The organism is Paenibacillus sp. JNU01 (assembly GCF_059130585.1).
The window spans coordinates 6,405,895-6,423,956 of sequence record NZ_CP169723.1 but is presented as its reverse complement, the minus strand read 5'-3'; the positions used below and the strand labels follow the sequence as shown (position 1 = coordinate 6,423,956).

At 47.1% G+C, this 18,062-nt stretch carries 12 protein-coding genes; 3 read left to right on the top strand and 9 right to left on the bottom strand.

Features of this window, described 5'->3' with window-relative positions; all coding sequences use genetic code 11:
- Positions 1-67: 67 nt before the first annotated feature.
- From NLBNIHML_RS28220 to NLBNIHML_RS28190, 7 genes are all read right to left on the bottom strand, one after another.
- Positions 68-1,837 (bottom strand): cache domain-containing sensor histidine kinase, encoded by a 1,770-nt coding sequence (locus tag NLBNIHML_RS28220; RefSeq protein ID WP_342572557.1) that lies wholly within the window; start codon positions 1,835-1,837, stop codon positions 68-70.
- A gap of 18 nt (positions 1,838-1,855) precedes the next feature.
- Positions 1,856-3,403 (bottom strand): response regulator transcription factor, encoded by a 1,548-nt coding sequence (locus NLBNIHML_RS28215; RefSeq protein ID WP_494353299.1) that lies wholly within the window; start codon positions 3,401-3,403, stop codon positions 1,856-1,858.
- A gap of 273 nt (positions 3,404-3,676) precedes the next feature.
- Positions 3,677-6,760 (bottom strand): cellulose binding domain-containing protein, encoded by a 3,084-nt coding sequence (locus NLBNIHML_RS28210; protein WP_494353298.1) that lies wholly within the window; start codon positions 6,758-6,760, stop codon positions 3,677-3,679.
- Between the two features lie 397 nt (positions 6,761-7,157).
- The gene (locus tag NLBNIHML_RS28205) at positions 7,158-8,039 is read right to left on the bottom strand and encodes an SMP-30/gluconolactonase/LRE family protein (RefSeq protein WP_494353297.1); all 882 of its coding nucleotides are present in this window, start codon (positions 8,037-8,039) and stop codon (positions 7,158-7,160) included.
- A 15-nt stretch (positions 8,040-8,054) separates the two neighbouring features.
- Positions 8,055-8,717, bottom strand: coding sequence for an SGNH/GDSL hydrolase family protein (locus NLBNIHML_RS28200; RefSeq protein ID WP_494353296.1), 663 nt, complete (start codon positions 8,715-8,717; stop codon positions 8,055-8,057).
- A 36-nt stretch (positions 8,718-8,753) separates the two neighbouring features.
- Positions 8,754-9,542: an alpha/beta hydrolase gene (locus tag NLBNIHML_RS28195; protein WP_339241484.1), complete on the bottom strand. Its 789-nt coding sequence runs from the start codon at positions 9,540-9,542 to the stop codon at positions 8,754-8,756.
- 144 nt (positions 9,543-9,686) lie between these two features.
- Positions 9,687-10,520, bottom strand: coding sequence for an AraC family ligand binding domain-containing protein (locus tag NLBNIHML_RS28190; protein WP_494353295.1), 834 nt, complete (start codon positions 10,518-10,520; stop codon positions 9,687-9,689).
- A gap of 128 nt (positions 10,521-10,648) precedes the next feature.
- On the opposite strand from NLBNIHML_RS28190, the gene NLBNIHML_RS28185 reads away from it, so the two are divergent.
- The 3 genes from NLBNIHML_RS28185 to NLBNIHML_RS28175 all read left to right on the top strand — a co-directional run bounded on the left by NLBNIHML_RS28185 (position 10,649) and on the right by NLBNIHML_RS28175 (position 14,795).
- Positions 10,649-12,676, top strand: coding sequence for a beta-galactosidase (locus tag NLBNIHML_RS28185; RefSeq protein ID WP_494353294.1), 2,028 nt, complete (start codon positions 10,649-10,651; stop codon positions 12,674-12,676).
- A gap of 440 nt (positions 12,677-13,116) precedes the next feature.
- The gene (locus NLBNIHML_RS28180) at positions 13,117-14,070 is read left to right on the top strand and encodes a helix-turn-helix transcriptional regulator (protein ID WP_494353293.1); all 954 of its coding nucleotides are present in this window, start codon (positions 13,117-13,119) and stop codon (positions 14,068-14,070) included.
- A 38-nt stretch (positions 14,071-14,108) separates the two neighbouring features.
- A complete protein-coding gene (locus NLBNIHML_RS28175; RefSeq protein WP_494353292.1) occupies positions 14,109-14,795 on the top strand; it encodes an AlkZ-related protein in 687 nt (228 codons plus the stop codon).
- Positions 14,796-14,898: 103 nt separating this feature from the next.
- Here the strand turns inward: NLBNIHML_RS28175 and NLBNIHML_RS28170 are convergent, their stop codons facing one another.
- Positions 14,899-16,413 carry a UxaA family hydrolase gene (locus NLBNIHML_RS28170; protein ID WP_494353291.1) on the bottom strand — a complete coding sequence of 505 codons (1,515 nt, stop codon included), beginning with the start codon at positions 16,411-16,413 and terminating at the stop codon, positions 14,899-14,901.
- Positions 16,410-17,927: a tagaturonate reductase gene (locus tag NLBNIHML_RS28165; RefSeq protein WP_339260369.1), complete on the bottom strand. Its 1,518-nt coding sequence runs from the start codon at positions 17,925-17,927 to the stop codon at positions 16,410-16,412. The genes NLBNIHML_RS28170 and NLBNIHML_RS28165 overlap by 4 nt, the downstream gene beginning before the upstream one ends.
- Positions 17,928-18,062: the final 135 nt, after the last annotated feature.

The window sequence follows — 18,062 nt, the reverse complement described above, 5'->3', positions numbered from 1 at the left end:
GTTTCTGCAAAAATACAGCCACGAGGGATCATGATTTTAATCGTATTCAATTGAAACAGGCTAGAATTCAACCCGTGATTAAAGGCAGTGTAACGGTGACTCTCGTCCCTTCCCCGACTTTACTCATAATGGTAACACCATAAGGCGAACCATATAATAACTCAATACGGTCATGTACATTGCGAATACCGATTCCGCTGAAAAGTTGACGATTATTTTTCGGATTGGGCAACGTTTCTCCCATGACAAATCCTTCAATACCATCGCCATTATCCATAATTTCACAGATAAGTGATTCTCCTGCTCTGGACACCATGACATGAATCGTACCCGTCTCTTTCTTGATAAATCCATGGAAAAATGCGTTCTCGATAAACGGCTGGATCACCAGTTTGGGTATATGATAGTGTGTACAATCCGGAGCAACGTAAAAAGCTGCTTTAATTCGGCCACCGTATCTGACGTGATTAATGAAGACATAATTTTTCAAATTCTCAACTTCTTGCTCCACTGTAACCGTCTGACTCACATCACTGATCGTATTTTGCAGCAATCCAATCAAGGCATTAATGGTATCCGCAGCCCTGTCCTTGTTGCCTTGTTGCACCAGCACTTTGACAGATGCAAGTGTATTGTACAAGAAATGAGGATTAATCTGACTCTGTAATGCCGCAAGCTCTGCGTTTCGTTGTTCATGCTGTGTCTGTACTAATTGATCCACATAATCATGCAATTCATCAAGCATGTAGTTGTACGCATGGCCCAGTTGCCGACTCTCGTAACTGCCACTAACCGGTATGTAGTTATCCAGATCACTTTTCGTGATATTAGACATCTGCTTCACCAGTCTGCGCAGTGATTTGGTGATTTGGCTGGTAATCAGAAACACCAGAACAAGCGCACCGATAACGATCGCTGTACAGATCAACGCAACCGTCTTCATGTCAATGAGCTGCCCCATCGCCATATCTTTATCCACCACATTAATCAGGTAAAACCGATAAAAGGGTAAATACTCGGATAGAACAATGCTCTCCTGTCCCATGACACGAGCATTAATACTTTTCGAAGCGTCCCCACTCAAATCCTTAGCATATGTGAGTAGCTCCGGCTGAATTGTTCCGATCCAGTCCATACGGTTTGAAGATATGATTTCGCCCTTTTCGTTCATAATGACCACATCATTACCCCGACTCGTGAAACTGGAATAGAACTGTTGGAACTCCACTTCTCTCATCGTGACATAAAGTGTCCCGTATATATGACTTCTTGTTCGATCCGTCAATGCCTTTGTTGCAGAGATCATCTGCAGTTCGCCTTCACTGGTATCACCACGGTAATAGTCAAAGATTAGCCGACTCGGCGACTCGAGCGCCTCTTTAGTAATAGGCTCCTGCTTCAATTCATCTCCTGTCTTCTTAATGTAAGCCGGATTGGTGGAAAAACTTCGTCCGTTCACACCCACAATGGTAATCCCCACTTCATATGACTCGATAATGGTTTGAACCCGGTTCATGGTTTCACGCATATTATAGAAAGATTTGGCCGTTGAGACTGAGTCTGCATCCCCCTCAGACAGAAATCCCCGAATGGCACCACTTTGAGTTACATTATTGGTAACCGCAGCAATCGATTCATTAAAAGACTCAAAATTGGTCTTGATCTGATTAAGCACTTTGGAGTTTGTAATACTGAACGTCTCAGTAAACAGATTGGTAGACATATGAATGGTCGTCCATAAGATGAGTACAGAGACGAGAACAATACTGATGACCATAACCAGAAACAACTTGGGAAATAAACCGAGACGAGATAATCTGTTCATCCATTTCTTCATGATCTTATCCTTCTGACTTTATGCCCAGAATTTGCGCCGGTATCGGCTTGGTGATAGTCCGGTGAATTTTTTGAACACTTTGCAAAAATAACTATGATCGGAATAGCCTACCATACTGCTAATTTCAGAGATCGTTACATCATCGGATCGCAGCAGTTCCTCGGCTTTTTCAATCCGAATTTTATTCAGATATTCATTAAATCCTTCTTTTTTGTGAGATGAAAAATAACTGGATAAATACGATGGATTGAAATGAAAGTGCTTGGCTACTTCAGCAAGTCCGAGTGGCTGGTCAAAATGCTCATGCATATAGTCCAGCAGCATCTTCATATTCGGGTCACTTCGTTTTCCACCTGCACCAGCGGTGCACTCCTGAACTTCCGTCATAAACTGATCAAGTACAGTCATGACTTCGTCCAGACTCGAAGCCCCGTCCACATTTTTGAAATACGTATATTTGCTCTCTTCCAACCCGGAAGACTGAACATCCATATCCGCGAGGGTAATGGTCACATTGAAGATCAAGTTACCGAGAAATGATTTGATCTCAAACACATCGGCAATATAATCCCGTCCAAGGGTTGTCGCATGTTCCTGTAGATACTCTCTTGCCGTTTCGACCCGGTTACGCTTCACATGCTGTAAGAACATATTCACATTAAACTGATAACCAGCGGGATGCAGTGGAGGCAGTTCACCATACACCAGAATGGGTCGATCCTTATAATAGAAGCGATATTCCATCAGTTTAATCAGGCGTTCGCGATAGACAACACCCATCTGTTCAAATGAAGTAAAGCTTTCACTAAGTACCCAACCAGGACCGCCTTCTCCTGTAGCTTTTTCACTCGCCAACTGTCTAATCCGTTCAACCAACCAGCCATCTCTCGCGGGATCGACATTAAGAAGCATCACAGGTAATGTACCCTCTGCCGGAACCATAGCACATTCCACTTCAGGCAGATCACTGCGGAGCCTGGATTCCATCTGTTCCTGATCCAGCTTCAGTCGATTCCCTCCAGCATCCATCGGTTCATACACAAGTAAACGAAAGGATTTGTGGGGAAAGGTATCTCGTATCATCGCCATTTCACTATCTTCATCCAATGTAAATCCGGATAACATCTTCTCCATCAGCTGTCCAAGTCTCCAGCCATCGTGCGACGGCTCAAACTGCAGCTCCTGAATTTTACCCGCTGTGCGTTGAAGGACCTGCAATAATTCATTCGTGTCCAGCTTCGGTTTCAGTATATAATCTGCTGCTCCGTGCTGAAGCGTAGATCGTACATATTCGAACTCACTGAAACTGCTAAGTACAATAACTTCAATCTGCGGATTATTGGCTTTTAGTGTACGGACAAACGTTTCACCATCCATGACAGGCATGACAATGTCGGTAATCACAATATCCGGTTTTAACAGGCTCACCTGCTGTAAACCTTCTTCACCGTTGGAAGCTTCACCCACAATGATAAATCCTTCTGCTTCCCAGTTCATATGATGCTTTATGCCCTGCCTTACCAGAAACTCATCGTCAACAATCAGCACCTTGCACAACCGGTTCATGATCGCGACCCCCTTGTCTAATCTTTCCTCTATATCTGTACAGGCTATACCAACTTATTATATATCGGTTATAAACACTTTCCAGTGTTAGCGGTTACATTAAAATTAAATTGATTGTACATCTTTTTATATCCTAAAACGATCGTATATTCAATGGTAACTATCTATAGTTTACACTATATTTCGACAAAATAAGAAGTCCTGAATCGCCTTTCGATCATTTGGCGAATCAGGACCCCTATTTTCAATCTTATATTATGTTAAATCTATCCCTTATGGTTCAATTCCCCACTGGAGACTTCCCGAGATATAACCCGTGACTTTGGACCACTCCGTATAGGCGGTCTGACTGCCTGCAAAAGAATAATCATCCGTTTGCGTATAGTTGGTCCAATTGCTCTTGGAGATGCGAGTATGGATTTCCGTGCTTTGTCCTGCATTTAATATTCCAGCCGAAGCTGTGAAGCCGATCTCAAGCACGTGATCGGCACCCGTCCGTACTGGATTGAGTGCACTGAATGTACCTGTTACATTCGAACTGCCGGCAGTCGCCCAGTCAGCGAAGAAGTTCTGAGGCTGTTCACCGTTTATCGTGTAATAGTATCTGATTTTCACATCAGACAGATCCAATGCTGTAGTGCCCGTATTCGTCAGTTTGAATTTGGGGCTGATGGAGTTGCCCGTTGCCGATGTGTTGCTATTAAACATTTCAATGCGGATGGTTCCAGCTGGTGCAGCTGTCGTGTCTTTGATGAGCAGATTCAAGGTCGCATGAGCGCCTGCGCTGAATTGAAAGGTTAGTGCCGCTGCGCCATTTGGCAGGGAAGCCAGATAATTTTTACTCAATACGACCTCATTGCCTGTTAACGTGTAATCTGTACCCGAAACCAGCGTTGCATTCCCATTACGAATGGATACAAGTGTATTGCCGTTCAGCGTTAACGTGACTGGAATATCAACCTGATTATCGGCTTTGCGATCAAATTCGGCTGTAACTGGTGTAATCGCAGAGTTGGTTACTGGTGTTGTACCCCCGCCGTCTCCTCCGCCATTGTTACCTCCAACACGGTCAGCATACAAAATTCCACGGCCATTCGTTCCGAGATATACTCTGCCATACAAACGTGGATCACCTGTAATTGTGGTTACACGAGCATACTGATGCTGATCATCGTTGATACGAACCCAATTGGCCCCACCGTCATCGGAGCGGAAGAATCCACGTGTTCCATCGATCTGTGCAACCGTATATAACGCAACAACGTTCTGCCCAGGGGCCGCTTTACCAAATCCGATACTGTCTGCTTCCTCTACATTGGCAAGCTTCGTGAATGTCGCTCCTGAATCCGTGGAATGCCACAATCCGTAAGGACCTGCTTCCTCACTACCACCTGCAAACCATAGTTCACCTTCAACACCTGGAACGGCATCCAGATCGGCATTTCCTTCCACTGGAAGTCCGGTCGCAGATGATGCCGTGAAGGTAGCGCCACCATTCACACTCACATAGATTTTGCCCGCTGCGAATCCATAGAATTTGTTAGGGTTGACACGATCTGAAACCACTTTCGCCTGTGCAGGTATCCCCGTACTTGCCGTCCAGGAATTGCCACCAGTCGAGTAATGTACACCTTTGTCTGACGTGCTCCATACCAGTCGGTTACCATCTGCAGAGATGGCTACAGTCCCCCCTCCGGTTGTGCCGGCAGGTTCTGCATTTGCTTTATACCATGTCGTGCCTCCATCACTGGACAAACCAATGGATCTTGCATTTGAATCGGCAGCATAATCTGCTTTCCCTACGCGAACCATCGTATTCGGACTTAACTCTGCAAAATCCAGACTTTCTGTGGAAGGATAGTTCGGACTCGTAAATATGGTCGCTGGCGCCTGGTCCAGATTGTTATGACGGAATCCGGAGACATCCCCCAATCCGCTTACCAAATGTGCACCACTTGGCGGGCTGATCAAATCCAGTACTGCAATCTCTTCAACACCTTTAGCCATCACTGAAATATTGATTTTTTCGTCATCATCCCAGTCTGTCAGGTTCTTTGTTCCATAGATCGTAGCACCTGTTCCATACATCAAGCGATCCGAATCAAACGGATCAATCTCCAGATCACCGATCATCCAGCCCAGTTTTGGAGTAGTTTCGGGTGGGGCAGGATTCGTGCCAAATGTGAGCCATGGCGCTGCCGAAATATCCTGTGTATACCGTAACTTCCGGTTCGGATATCCATCAAATTCCCATATGCGTGTCCATGTCGCTCCCCCATCTGTACTGCGGAACAACGTGGCATCAGGCCACCAGGAATTCAATGTCGCAACCATCAATGTACCGGGATTCTGGGCATCGACAGCCAATCCGCCATATCCAAAATAATTATCCGTGCTGCTGCTTGGAACAGGGCTGATGTTGGTCCAGACACCTGTTGACGTGTTCAGTTTCCAAACGTCACCTTTTGTCCCATCATAGGGTCCAACACCATCGCTGTACGTAATATAGAGGCTTCCATCTGAATCAAACACACCATGATGCGGGATATAACCTGTTGGTTGACCCGCAACAGCTGACCAGGTCAGGCCGCCATTCGTGCTTCTATATACACTCTGAGCTTTATCCGCAACACCCACATAGATAGTCTGGGTTGCCTGCCCTGCCGAACCTGTTGTTTTGTCAAACGTAATCCATGCCAGGCCTACGATGTCACTGGTATACTCATTCGAAGGGTCTTGCACATAATTCCCCGGATTCGGGAAGCTTGTGACTTCGTTCCAGGTCACACCGTAATCAGTACTTTTCCATAATCCATGACCACTTCGTGCACCGAAATACAGGATACGGTTATCATTCGGATCCACGCTCAAGCGTTCGCCCATCGAACGCCCTGGCATGTTACCGCCCACTTTGAACGGAAGTCTTGTAGTCTGCCATGTATCTCCCCGATCCGTAGAACGCAAGATGGAACCATTATTTTGGTCCCACGAGTTCGTATACGTCCCAACTGCCATATACACGCGATCAGGATCAACCGGGTCCGTAGCCAGTGCGTCCACACCATTCTTGTTCCAGTCATCCCAGCCAACAAAATCCGTTAAGGGTATCCAGCTCTCGTCATCCGCATTCCAGCGATAGGCTCCCCCGATATCCGTACGGGCATAGATCAGATCCTTTTCAGATTCGTTGAAAATAATACCCGGTACAAACCCGCCTCCTGCACCTGTCACCACATTTTTCCACTCATAGGCGTCACTCGGCGCCGCCGATGTAGTTCCAGCAAGTCCTCCCAGCGAAGCAGTTACTACAGCAACTGTCAGGCTCATGATTCGTAATTTCCCCATAAACGTTCTCATATCAACTTATCCTCCTCTTTAACTTTGTTACTGCATTTTGGTCTATCCCCGCTGTCTCATCGTGCTGATGATGGCGTGCCAGACGAATCAATGCATCCCTTGATACAAGAAGCCTCACCTCCCTCCAGCCTTATTGTTAAGCGCTTACATAATCATTCTTAATTCACGGTTATATGGATAATACTTTCAATAAATAACATTCGATGGAAATTCAAAAACCCCTCTGTCGAAATCGTTTTTTGTAAAATATTTTTAGTGTTTAAACTTGTCTGTACAATAAAAAAAGATGCTGTTAGAACAGCACCTTTCGACATGTTATATTTTATATAAGAGTACAAAATGAATCATTTCTTACCTGGCCGACCAGACAGAAGTTCACTACATGATTGGCACCTGTTTATTTCGAGCTACCATAGGCATGAGTCTCCTGACCTTTAACTCCCGGTCTGACGACAAACAGTGAACCCGCATCCGGCGTCGCTTTCAGACGTTCTTCCTTAATCCCTATACGTGCTGTTGTAATGTAAAGATCTTCGAGATCGGGTCCGCCAAAACAGCAGGAGGTTACCTGATCTGCCGGTATATCAATCTGTTGCAACAGTTCAGATGTATCCGGGTTCCAGCGAGTGATTCTTCCTCCGCCCCAATGTGCAACCCACAGCATGCCCTCACCATCAACCGTCATGCCATCCGGAAAACCGAATTCCTCCGGTATATGAATGACACTTGTCCGATTCTGTATCGTACCTGCTGTCAGATCAAAATCAAACCGGTCAATCGAACGTGTAGGAGTATCAATATAATACATGGTCTTCCGGTCCGGACTCCAACCCAGACCGTTGGATGTAGATACACCTTGTACCATCGTGCGAACAGGTTGTCCTTCCTCCAAACAATACAATGATCCGGCTTTGCTTTCATTATTCATGCTCATCGTGCCTGCCCAGAAACGGCCCTTTGCATCACACTTGCCATCATTAAACCGATTGGTATCCTTATCTTGTTCGGGGTCCTCAATGGCATGCAGCTCACCCGTAATCAGGTGAAACGTATGAAACCCACTGCGTAATGCAACCACAACCTCGTCACCCCGATACGGAACAACCGCGCCGACATGTTCACCCACATCATAAGCTTGATCCTGACCTGTAGCCGGATCATACACATGCACCTTGAAACTTTCAATATCTACCCACAATAATCGATTGTTCTCCGCATCCCAGCTCGGCCCTTCCCCCAGCAATGCGGGGGTTTGTACTGCAATAGTTACATTGCTCATGCCATCACGTCCTTTTTAAGATTTGACGCCGCCCGACCATTCGAATCCGATGGCATCCAAAAATGCTTTGGACAGGACCATATGGCCCGTTGCATCCGGATGTACCCGGTCATAAGTCAGCACAGACGTATAGAAATGATCCCAAAATGGAGCAAATGCAGCCTGTGTATCCACATACACCGCATCATACTCGCTGGCAACCCTGCGTACCGCTTCTCCGTAGATATCCATCGTGGCCCGCATCGGATCTTCCGGATTGGCCTCAAGGTAATAAGGCGTCATCAATACCAGTCCTTTTAGGTTGGGACGAACCGAAGCCACCAGTTCACGCAATGTGGATTCGTATTCTTCAAGAAACACATGGGAGTCTGTTGAGAGTGGGTTATCAAACTGATGCCATACATCGTTAATACCGATCATGATTGTGAGCCAATCCGGTTTAAGGTCCAGCACATCACGATCCCAGCGCTGTTTCAGATCACGAATCGTATTCCCACTATTACCCACATTCTGGACACGCAACATCAATTCCGGATAGATGGATCGCAACAGGGCATAGACTTGCGCTACATAACCATGGCCCAGACCTGAACTTCCTTCGCCTACAGGATGTTCCCGACCACAGTCTGTGATCGAATCTCCGATAAACAGAAGCTTATCATTTTTCTGCAATTTCATTGTCATTTACTCCTTCGCTCTAAAGCGCTAATATAATTACCAGCCTTGGTTCTTAAGCCATGTCAAGCATAGATCCGACCATACCCGAACGGCGGGGTTGTCCTCAGCCAATCCAAGTCCATGTGAGCCCTTTTCAAAAACATGCAAGTCATAAGGAATGCCATGCGCACCCAATGCCAGTGCATAACGCAAGCTATTCTCTACAGGTACTGCCTGATCATCACTGGTGTGCCAGATGAACGCTTCAGGAGCATCCGCTCTCACCTGCTGCTCCGCGCTGAAAGCTTTAATCTGCTCGGCAGACGCGTCAGATCCAAGCAGATTTTCACGGGAACCGGCATGTCCATAGGACTCCATCGTAATGACCGGATAACAGAGAATAACCCGGTCCGGGCGTGAACTCTGGCGTTCAATACGATCCTCATGATCGTGTTGTCCCTCGTCATACAGCGTTCCCAGTGTTGCTGCAAGATGTCCTCCTGCGGAGAAACCAAGTACTGCAATCTTGGCAGGATTGATGCCGTACTGCTCGGCATGCGCACGAACATAACGTATGGCACGCTGACCATCTGTTATCGGTGCTGGATGCTGGTGAGGTGCCACCCGATATTTCAGGACAAATGCACTGATGCCTGCACGGTTCAGCAATTCGGCTATTGGAGCACCTTCATGATCAGCCAAAAATCCATAGCCACCACCAGGGCATACAATGACAGCGCTCTCGGAACCGGGCTGAATAAATGGAATCAAATGTGGCATGTCGTCTTCATGACCCTGCGCTGCATAAGGTGCAGCATGATCCCATAAGGGTATCGTGGTTGTCATCTTCAATCATCCTCTCCAAGTAGAACGGATACTAAGTGTCCGTTTAAACGTTTTCGAATCTCAGGAATCGATACCATCATAACGGCAATGACCCTCATGCATCAATACCTTCCTGGCATCACTTTTTAATCATTTGAGTACAAGTTAGTACAAATTACGGAACTGTTCGGGAGTCACTCCCTCAATCCTGCGAAAAGTAGCAACAAAATGGCTTGAATCCCGAAAGCCAACCCGAATTGCAGTTTCCTTAATCGTCAGGGCAGTATCACCTGTCATGATTTCCTTGGCTTTGCGAATACGCAGCAGAATGAAATAACTATAGGCTGTCATGCCAAAAGACTGTTTGAACAAGGTGTTCAAATGCCTGGATGAGATCCCCGTAACGGCAGCCATATGTTCAAGCCCAATCTCGGGATTCCCATAATGCTGCTCCATGAATGCAATGAGCGGGGCCAATCTCTCCACGGCATGTGAGATGGAATGACGATTGCCCGTCATACCATGTTTTTTGAGCATAATCAGAAATCGATATATATCCGCTGAAGCTTCGAGTCCCGACAAATCTTGATCACTGCTGATTGACTCCAGTACCTCCTGGCCGTAATTGTTAAATGGGCTGCCCTTCTCCCACTGATGGAATGCCGCTTCACCCAGACCAAGTGACTCCATGATTGCCGGACACTGCGAACCGCCAAATGTAATGTATAGTGTCTCCCACTCCCCCTGAGCGCGCACATATTCATGCGGTTCATTCGGAGGCAGCAAAATACCGGATGCTTCCCCCAGTATGACCGTGGACCCGGCAAACTTGAATTCTCCGGCTCCCTTCACGGTCTGAAGCCAGTGATAACAGGGATACCCCGCAGGTCTGGACACCTTCTCCTGATTGCCGTTATAACCCAGGCTCTCAATATAAAGGGGCAGCGGCTGATCACGTGATGTCATGAAATATCGTTGATGTCGGGGTGAGATAAACATGGGATGCCTCCTTGGGTATAAGCGAAATTAGACTTCCGTATTCTTATATGAGTCATTACTTTTATTATATTTTAAAAGTCATATGTATCATATAGTATAGGATTATTCTTATACAAGAGGTGAACACATTGATTAGCAGCAAACTACCCAAAATGTTCTACGGCGGCGATTATAACCCGGAACAGTGGGACCACGAAACCCACCTTGAAGACCTGCGCATGTTCCAATTGGCAGGCATTGATATTGCCACAATCAACGTATTCTCATGGGCATTGATTCAGCCTGATGAAGTTACTTACCGTTTTGAAGAACTCGACCAACTGATTAATCGTCTATATGAGAATGGTGTCTATATATGCCTTGCAACGAGTACGGCTGCCCATCCGGCCTGGATGGCGAAGAAATATCCAGACGTGCTTCGTGTAGATGCTGACGGACGCAAACGCAAATTCGGCGGGCGACATAATTCCTGTCCCAACAGCCCAACCTATCGCAAATATGCTGAGAAGATTGCAGATAAACTGGCCGAACGATACAAGGATCACCCCGCAGTTCTCGTATGGCACATCTCCAATGAATATGGCGGTGATTGTTACTGTGATAACTGTGAGAAAGCATTCCGCGTGTATCTGAAGGAACGTTATCAGACTCTGGAACGGGTCAACCAAGCATGGAACACGAATTTCTGGGGGCATACTTTCTACGATTGGGACGAGATTGTACTTCCAAGCAACCTGAGCGAACATTGGGGGAACAACAATTCAACATTCCAGGGAATCTCGCTGGACTACTCTCGCTTTAACTCCGACAGCATGCTGGATTGTTATCTGTTGGAGTACGATGCGATCAAAAAACACATTCCGGACTCCGTTGTGACGACCAATCTGATGGGCTTCTTCAAGCAATTGGACTATTTCAAATGGGCAAAACATATGGATATCGTCTCCTGGGACAGCTATCCCGGTCTCGCAACACCTGTCAGCTTCACGGCCATGGCTCATGACCTTATGCGCGGATTGAAGGATGGTCAACCGTTCATGCTTATGGAACAAACACCAAGTCAGCAGAACTGGCAGCCGTATAATTCCCTGAAACGTCCAGGTGTCATGCGTCTGTGGAGTTATCAATCTGTTGCGCACGGGGCCGATACCATCATGTTCTTCCAGCTTCGCCGCTCCATCGGTGCCTGTGAGAAGTATCATGGTGCAGTTATCGAACACGCTGGACATGAGAATACACGTGTATTCCGCGAAGTCGCCGAGCTCGGCAAGGAATTGCAGATCCTTGGTGATACCACGCTGGATGCATCTGTTGAATCCAAAGTAGCGATTGTGTTCGACTGGGATAACTGGTGGGCCATTGAAAAATCAAGCGGACCTACAGTTGCCCTGAACTATGTGGATCAGATCCATAAATATTATGCAGCCTTCTTCCGCCGCAACATACAAGTAGATATCATCAGTGTGGATACGGATATGAGCAAATACGACATTGTCCTTGCCCCTGTCCTTTACATGGTTAAACCAGGATTTGCCGCCAAACTGGAGAAGTATGTTGAATCAGGTGGAACGTTCCTGACGACCTTCTTCAGTGGCATTGTGAATGAGAACGATCTCGTAACCACAGGTGGATATCCGGGAGAACTCCGTAAACTGCTCGGTATCTGGGTGGAGGAGATTGATGCCCTGCTACCTGAGCAAAAGAATCGCATTGTTCTCAAAGAAGCCTACGGCAATCTCAAAGGAGAATATGGCTGCGGCATGCTGTGTGACCTGCTGCACAGTGAAGGTGCCGAAGTCATCGCGGAGTATGGAGACGACTTTTATAAAGGCATGCCTGTTGTGACACGGAATACCTTTGGCCAAGGTGAAGCCTGGTACGTTGCATCCGACCCGGATGAACGCTTCCTGGATGGTTTGTTGGGACAGCTTGCAGCAGCCAAGAATGTAGAGTCCTTGCTTGAGACACCGGAAGGTGTTGAAGTCAGTGCACGTACCAAAGACGGCAAACCTTACCTATTTGTCATGAACCATAACGCAACCACGCAATCCTATGATCTCGGTACAGCCCAGGCTCATGATCTGCTCACCCAACGCGAACTGTCGGGAAATGTTGAGATTGAGGCCCGCGGGGTGCAATTGCTCGAAATGAAATAAGCAATTTCGCTTCATTCGAATCATTGGAAGCACATCATGTGGCAGAAATCCCCTTGATACAAAGTGTCACATATTTATTCCTTTTGTGCTTGTTATTGTATTCAGCGAGGATATTGGTATAAATTTCATACCTTTATCCTCTTCTGCAATCTATAAGCTGCTACTTCCCGTATCCGTTCACACCGGATACGGGTTTTTGGCATGATCTGTGGTTTAATTAATAGAAGGAAATATCACATTGCAAAGCGAATTGGACGAGACATACATTTTAACAATGCCTGCCGGAACTTGCTTGTGAACCCTGTTGCTGATCTATCATAAAATGATGAACAGCTGAAATATTGGTGACACTCATGATGTCACTTATTCGTTGTTACAATAGTAAGTATAACTACGACATCACTTTCCGGCGGCGCAAAGATCGAAACGGAGTGGCTGACATGAACAGAACAAATCGGCTTGCTGCCATCGTAATGGCACTACAGCATGGTCACGAAACGGCACACTCATTAGGTGAGAAATTCGAAGTTTCCCGTCGTACAATCCTCCGGGATATTCAGTCCCTCTCCGAGATGAATGTGCCCATTATTGCCATTTCGGGTCCGGGAGGTGGTTTTAGTTTAATGGAAGGTTATGTATTGCCCCCATTACAACTGGACCCGGTAGAGGCAGCGACGCTCATATTCGCTCTTGAGGGTCTGAGTCGCTACGCTGACACGCCCTTTCATGAGAAACGCTGGACTCTGATGAACAAAGTTAAAGCCATTATTCCAGATGATATCATGGCCCGAATTGATCCCATGCTCAAACAACTGCATCATCACATTCCAGATCGCAATTACATCCTTCATCACCTCGATCCATTGCTGGCCTGTATACCTGAACAAGGATGGTTAAGTGTGCTGTACCGCTCCGTATCACGTATGCGATGGCTACATATCTGTCCCACACGGGTATATGCTTCCTCCGGCTTCTGGTATTGTGAAGCATATTCCATCGAACATGGTGAACAGCGTCTGTTCCGGGTCGATCGAATAATGGATGTCAAGGCGATCGAGCCACAGGATGAACAGGCGTTAAGCGAACAGGCAGAGCAACAGCGCAACAAGCCGATCCCTCCCGAACAACCGCCAACTCTGGTTAGAGTACGACTGAGTTATCGGGGTATGGTTGAAGCCGAACAGGACGAGCATATCGGTGAAAAAATGATTGAAATTGCCCCAGATCTCTGGGAATTGTCATTTCTCTGTCCACCAGGAGAATGGGACTGGGCCGTACGGTTTTTTTACCGATTGGGACGTGAGGCTGAAGTGATCGAGCCCCTCAAACTCCGGAGCGAGATTCGTCAGCATGCCGAGGAAGTGAGCCGAAGATATATTGCTTCAACCCAATAATCGCTTCATCATACTTTTCAAAGGAGCCTGCTGATATCATGACATATGAACCCGTTATAACATACGAAGAAGCAGTACAACGCATCCAGTCTATAGGGATGCTGCCTTTGGCACCACTATTCGCCGAATACCCTTCTCTATCGTCGCTAACTCCCAAAGAACATTGGCACAAGGATGATGAACGCGATCCCTGGTTATGGCGTTCACGCCTGGCTGAAGAAGGCATCGCTGCATATGGAAAATTCGTCAAAAAGAAAGCGCTTCTTGTCTCGCGTGAATACTTCCCTTGGGTCCACCGACTGCTTTCCGACTCCAGAACCGCCCAGGAGCAGTATGAAGCAGGGTTGCTCTCCCGTGAAGCGTTCAAACTCCATGCGTTAATTGCAGATCAGGAAGGCATCGATGGGCGTGCCTTGCGATCACAAGCCGGTTTCGGGGCAAAAGAGGATAAAAAAGCATTTGACCGCGGGCTACTGGACCTTCAGAGCTGTGCTGCCATTGTGATCAGTGGAACTAAAGAAAAAGAGGGGCTCGCTGAAGGCAAAGTCGCATGGAACAGCTCCGCATATGAGACCGCAGATCACTGGATGCAACGTCATGGCATTACACCATTTGAAGGCAGCGTAGAAGAAGCACGTGAGCTGCTGGTTACACAACTGCAGCAACACGCATCTTCCGCCGCATTATCAAGCATTACCAAAGCAATGGGCATCCGTGGAATCTAAATGAAGCCAATCCCGGTTGTTGTGCAAATTTCAACCGGAATTGGCTGTGTGGTTTACCTTATAAATGCATCTCAGACGATAGTCCTCTCCATCCAGCATGGATTTAGAGAATCACGCCATCCTTGAATATGGCAATCTCTCGGAATCCATGCTGCTCACTGAGTGTATGAGACCGTCCTGAAGCAATGTCAATCAGTTGGCTGAACAGCTGTACTTTGACCTCATCCATCGTCTGCCCCTCCAACAGTTGGCCTGCGTTGAAGTCGATCCAGTGTTTTTTTCGATTCGCAAGATCGGATTGAGTCGCAATCTTGACGGTAGGTACCGGGCCTCCGAATGGAGTGCCCCGTCCTGTTGTGAAGAGCACGATATGTGCACCTGCTGCAGACAGTGCCGTGACAGACACCAGATCATTACCCGGTGCTTCTACAATATTCAGACCAGTTTGAGTTACACGTTTGCCATAGCGCAGAACGTCAACGACTGAAGAACGCCCTCCCTTTTGCGTACATCCAAGTGACTTTTCCTCGAGTGTGGTAATGCCACCTGCCTTATTACCAGGTGAAGGATTCTCATAGATATTCTGGCCATGGTTCACAAAATATTGCTTGAAGCCGTTCACGAGGTCCACCAGATCGTGAAATACTTGCTCATTGGCAGCACGATTCATCAAGATCGTCTCCGCACCAAACATCTCCGGAACTTCCGTCAGAATAGCCGTCCCCCCGGCAGCAACCAACATATCAGCAACCGCACCGACCAGCGGATTGGCTGTAATGCCGGATAAACCATCCGAACCACCACACTTCAAACCAATCTTGAGTTTACTGAGCGGAAGCGGCTGCCGTTGTTCATGTTCGGCGATCTCCACAAGTTCTTCCATCAGTCGAAGTCCTTCCTCAAGCTCGTCATCCGTTTCTTGCGCTTTGAGAAACCGTACTTTGCCTCGGTATTCCGGAGCGATACACTCACGGAATTCATCGACCTGATTGTTCTCACAGCCCAGCCCGATGACCAGCACACCTCCAGCATTCGGATGCTCCACCAAAGAGGCCAGCAACTGTTGTGTATACTTCAGATCATCGCCAAGCTGTGAGCACCCGAATGGATGTGGAAAGTGAAATACACCATCTACCCGGCTTCCAAACTGGGACTGACCCATACGTGCCAAAGCTTCACACACTTTATTGATACATCCAACCGTGTTCACAATCCAGATTTCATTACGGATACCTGCTTCACCATTGGGACGCAAATATCCATCGAATGAGCGCAGATGTTCCGGAGGCATGTCCGTCTGAATCTGGACTCCCGGTTGGTACTCATATTCAAGTAATCCGTGCAGACCCGTCTTCAGGTTGTGACTATGAATCCAGCTTCCCTGCCTAATCTGCTCTTTCGCAATCCCGATGGAGAAACCATACTTCATCACATCATCACCCGGTGCCAGCTTATGAACAGCAATCTTATGCCCTTTGGGCACGTCATCCAGCAAATTAAAAGAAACTCCGTCTGACAGTGTAATCTGTTCTCCTTTGGCATAATTACGAAGCGCTATAATGACGTCATCCTGTGGTTGAATGGCAATCCAATCATTGATTGTACTTGTTGTGTTCATTTCCCTTCACCTTCCAACAAACCGATTTCACGAACAAGTGCTGCACGCAGCCCTTCTCTTGCATCCAGATTTTCGCCCCAGATCAGAGTATCCGACAACACAGCCGCTACCCGGTGATCCAGTTGCTTCTGATCCCTGTTGAGCGTGTCATAACCGTCCCAGTGTGCGGCCAAAGCACTCAGCACATCGGGGTCATCCCGCAGCAGAATGTCATCCCCATTCAGTCGTTGTGCCTTGTAACCCTCTGGCGTATTCACAGGACGATAGAGACATAATAATCCAGCAAATCCTTCAATTAAACGTACTGGCCAACTTCCCTGATTTTGCTCGTAAGACAACAGTGTAGGCAGCACACGAACCTTGAATTTTCCGATCGTATTCAATGCAATATCTTGCAATTTGTGATCAATGTACGGGTTAAGGAAGCGTTCGAAGACTTCTTCCGCATACTGGTCCAGCTGATGATCGGGCATATCCAGGGCAGGAACGATCTCCTGATGCACAGCTTCCCTGATCCATGAGCCAAAATGCGGATCTTCCATCGTTTCTCTCACATGCTGCTTGCCTTGCAGAATGCCGAGGGATGACATTAAGGTATGTGCCCCATTCAAAATACGAACCTTGCGTATCTGGAAAGGCTTCAGATCTTTCACCCAATGTACATTGAGACCTGCCTGCTTAAGAGGAAGTTTTTTGTCCAATGATTCATCGCCCTGAATAGCCCAGAAATGATATGGCTCTGCCGTATTAATCAACTGATCCTCATACCCCCAGCGATTCGTCAATGAATCAGCTTCCTCCCGGGTCGGCGCACCTGTCACAATTCGATCTACCAGATTGTTCAGGAAATGATTATGATTCTCGATCCATGAACGAAAACCATCTGAATACCCATAATCCTCACTATGCTGGAGGACACAACTGCGCAGCACATTCCCATTGCCTTCAAGCAGCTCACATGGCAGATGAATCAAACCTCTGGATGGGTCACCATCAAATTTCAAATATCGCCGATGCAGAAACACCGTTAATTTCCCCGGAAAGGATTGAACCGGTTCACCCTCGATATAGTCCGCATACGAATATTTCAATCCTGATTCAGTTGTATTGGAAATAACGAACTCAAGTGAAGGCAGTTCTGCCAAGTTCAGAAAGGCATCCCATTCCTCATACGGATTGATACACTGTGAAAAAATGGAGATCAACTCTGTCCGCTCAACCGGCTTCCCTTGAGACAGACCTCTCGTAATCATCGTATATAATCCATCCTGATCGCGAATCTGTTCCAGCTTGGCCTTGCCTCCCGGTCGTGGTTGGGTAACAGCTACACTTCCATGGAATTTGCCTTGTCTGGCACTCTCATGAAGCATCCAGTCCGCAAATCCCCGCAAGAAATTACCTTCTCCGATCTGCAAAACCTTCACGGGGCGCTCCATAATCTCCTTGCACTTGCGCTGACCGTCGCTCCCCAGTAAATTCAGCTTCAACCCTGGCCGTTTCGTGCTTGCCGACATGGACACTCACCTCATCGATTATTTGTACTGTCGGAATGCAGTTCGAAGGCTCTGCACCCTTTTATTGTAAACACTTTAAATTCATTGTATCATCAATAAAAGGAAATTAAATTGCTTATATTGCGGTAAATATAC

Bases quoted from the DNA above. Each gene is read 5' to 3' on its own strand.
- NLBNIHML_RS28215 (WP_494353299.1), bottom strand. From the start codon at position 3,403: ATGAACCGGTTGTGCAAGGTGCTGATTGTTGACGATGAGTTTCTGGTA.
- NLBNIHML_RS28195 (WP_339241484.1), bottom strand. From the start codon at position 9,542: ATGACAACCACGATACCCTTATGGGATCATGCTGCACCTTATGCAGCG.
- NLBNIHML_RS28205 (WP_494353297.1), bottom strand. From the start codon at position 8,039: ATGAGCAATGTAACTATTGCAGTACAAACCCCCGCATTGCTGGGGGAA.
- NLBNIHML_RS28175 (WP_494353292.1), top strand. From the start codon at position 14,109: ATGACATATGAACCCGTTATAACATACGAAGAAGCAGTACAACGCATC.
- NLBNIHML_RS28190 (WP_494353295.1), bottom strand. From the start codon at position 10,520: ATGTTTATCTCACCCCGACATCAACGATATTTCATGACATCACGTGAT.
- NLBNIHML_RS28170 (WP_494353291.1), bottom strand. From the start codon at position 16,413: ATGAACACAACAAGTACAATCAATGATTGGATTGCCATTCAACCACAG.
- NLBNIHML_RS28165 (WP_339260369.1), bottom strand. From the start codon at position 17,927: ATGTCGGCAAGCACGAAACGGCCAGGGTTGAAGCTGAATTTACTGGGG.
- NLBNIHML_RS28220 (WP_342572557.1), bottom strand. From the start codon at position 1,837: ATGAAGAAATGGATGAACAGATTATCTCGTCTCGGTTTATTTCCCAAG.
- NLBNIHML_RS28180 (WP_494353293.1), top strand. From the start codon at position 13,117: ATGAACAGAACAAATCGGCTTGCTGCCATCGTAATGGCACTACAGCAT.
- NLBNIHML_RS28200 (WP_494353296.1), bottom strand. From the start codon at position 8,717: ATGAAATTGCAGAAAAATGATAAGCTTCTGTTTATCGGAGATTCGATC.
- NLBNIHML_RS28210 (WP_494353298.1), bottom strand. From the start codon at position 6,760: ATGAGAACGTTTATGGGGAAATTACGAATCATGAGCCTGACAGTTGCT.